This window comes from Caballeronia terrestris, from assembly GCF_001544515.1.
In the GTDB taxonomy this organism is placed as follows: domain Bacteria; phylum Pseudomonadota; class Gammaproteobacteria; order Burkholderiales; family Burkholderiaceae; genus Caballeronia; species Caballeronia terrestris.
Genome location: NZ_FCOL02000293.1, coordinates 1 through 2,170 on the forward strand (window position 1 = coordinate 1; position 2,170 = coordinate 2,170).

Below are 2,170 nucleotides of genomic sequence, written 5' to 3' on the forward strand. Positions count from 1 at the left end.
ACTTCTTTCCGACCGACAAGGGCTGGAAGATGAACGGCCCGCTCGAAGCAAACGAGTTCGAGACGGGCACCTTCGCCCGTAGCGGTGTACTTAGCCTTGCAGAATTTGAAAATTCAGGCGCTGACTGGGTCACACGGTTCAAGCCCTATATCGATGATGGCAAGACCATCGTCGTCAGCCCGCACAAGGTATTCGGCCCGCAAACCAACGATCTGACGTTGCAGTTGCGCAAGCGGCAAATCAGCAAGATCGTCCTTGGCGGAATGCTCGCGAACATGTGTGTCGAATCGCATCTGCGCGAGCTTCTCGAGCAAGGGTTCGAAGTATCGGTGGTCAAGGACGCAACCGCTGGACCACGACATCCTGTGTGGGGTGACGGGTATAAGGCGGCGATGGTGAACTTTCAATTTTTAGCACATGCGGTGGTGTCGACCGACGAGGTCGTACAGGCCATGTCGCCGTAGCTTACGGATCAGGAAACAGCCCGCCTGTCGCTCAAGGATCAACCCATCGCAACGAAGGAGCGTCCATGAACCCGAGCAATCATGTGCCGGCGCATTCGCCGCGACGCCGCCGCATGCTGGCGTCAGCCGCCGCACTGGCCATCTGTCCGATAGCTCCGCTGGCCTTTGGCGAGGCCGCTGTGGGTGCGAAGGGACTTCAAGCGAAGCCGCACCGAGGCGGCGCCGCCCGTTCGTACACGGCGGCGGACGGCACGCAACTCTACTTCAAGGATTGGGGCTCGGGGCGCCCTATCGTGTTCTCACACGGATGGCCTCTCGATGCGGACGCGTGGGATCCGCAGATGCTTTTTCTGGGCTCTCAAGGATTCCGTGTCATTGCCCATGATCGTCGGGGCCACGGTCGGTCGGGGCAGCCCTGGAACGGCAATGACATGAACACGTACGCCGACGACCTCGCCGGTCTCCTTGCCATGCTCGACCTAAAAGGCGCGATCCTCGTCGGTCACTCCACAGGCGGCGGAGAGGTCGCACGTTACATCGGCAGGCACGGTACTTCGCGAGTGTCCCGAGCCGTACTGATCGGCGCGATTCCGCCAACCATGCTCAAGACGCCCGCGAATCCCGGAGGCATGCCGATCGAATCCTTCGACAAGATCCGGCTGGGCGTATTGGACCGCGCCCAGTTCTATCGGGATCTCGCGATACCGTTCTATGGATATAACCGGCAGGGCACGACCCCACAGCAAGGCGTGGTCGATGCATTCTGGCGGCAAGGCATGCTCGGCGGCATCAAGGGCCAGTACGACTGCGTGAAGCAGTTTTCCGAAACCGATTTCACCGACGACCTGAAAAAGTTCGACGTCCCCACGCTCATCCTGCATGGCGACGACGATCAAATCGTTCCGATCGCGGACTCGGCGTTGCTCTCGTCGAAGATCATCAGAAACGCTACGTTGAAAGTGTATGAAGGGGCGCCACACGGCATGTGCACCACGCTTGCCGACCGAGTGAACACCGATCTGCTGGCTTTCGCAAGAGGATGACGAACGGGGTGCGAAGCGCTTCGGCATCCACCAGGCGCTCCGAAAGAAGCGGTGAAGCGAAAACATATCGATGGCCTGCAAGCCCCATCAAAACGCCTGTCACAGATCCAGCAGCAGCCGTGCGCTGCCGCCGGATTCTTCGTTTGCCGGCACCGAGCAGCATAGGAGCGCCTCGTCGTCGGTTACCTTGAAGTCCGGCGTGTTCAAGTAGGCGACTGCACCCTCCACGATGCGCGTGCGGCATGTCCCGCAACTTCCTCCGCGACATCCGAAGTCCGGCGATAACCCGCGCGTCTCGGCCAAATCCAGCAGCGATCCACTTTCCGGACTCCAGCGCGCTTCCTTCCCGGACTTCACAAAGATGACCGGAGTCGCCGTTGTCGCAGCCACGCGGGAAGGAGCCGCATCCCCGATGACATCGCCGTGCCGTTTCAGCGACGCTGGCCCGAACGATTCCGCATGAATACGCGTATCGGCAATATTTAATGCACGCAAGCCGTCATAAAGAGACTGCATGAAGCCGGACGGGCCGCACATGTAGAAGTCGTAGTCGTTGAAGGGCAGCGTGCGGCACAGCAGCGCCATGTCGATCCGGCCCGCCTCGTCATAGTCCTTGCTCTCGCGCGCGCCCTGCGTTTGAGTCAGCAGCCTCACCACGCGGAC

The 2,170-nt window shown here is 60.6% G+C and carries 3 protein-coding genes; 2 read left to right on the forward strand and 1 reads right to left on the reverse strand.

Annotated elements, in window-relative coordinates; translation table 11 throughout:
- Both AWB67_RS36695 and AWB67_RS36700 read left to right on the forward strand, forming a co-directional pair.
- Window positions 1-464: isochorismatase family protein (locus AWB67_RS36695; RefSeq protein ID WP_087660725.1), on the forward strand; the 464-nt coding region annotated here is incomplete at its 5' end.
- A gap of 65 nt (window positions 465-529) precedes the next feature.
- Window positions 530-1,507: an alpha/beta fold hydrolase gene (locus AWB67_RS36700; protein WP_087660726.1), complete on the forward strand. Its 978-nt coding sequence runs from the start codon at window positions 530-532 to the stop codon at window positions 1,505-1,507.
- Window positions 1,508-1,606: 99 nt separating this feature from the next.
- Here AWB67_RS36700 and AWB67_RS36705 read toward each other — a convergent pair.
- Window positions 1,607-2,170 (reverse strand): flavin reductase family protein (locus tag AWB67_RS36705; protein ID WP_125477853.1); only part of this gene is annotated, 564 nt, incomplete at its 5' end.

Coding starts and splice junctions, on each gene's coding strand:
- AWB67_RS36700 (WP_087660726.1), top strand. CDS start 530: ATGAACCCGAGCAATCATGTGCCGGCGCATTCGCCGCGACGCCGCCGC.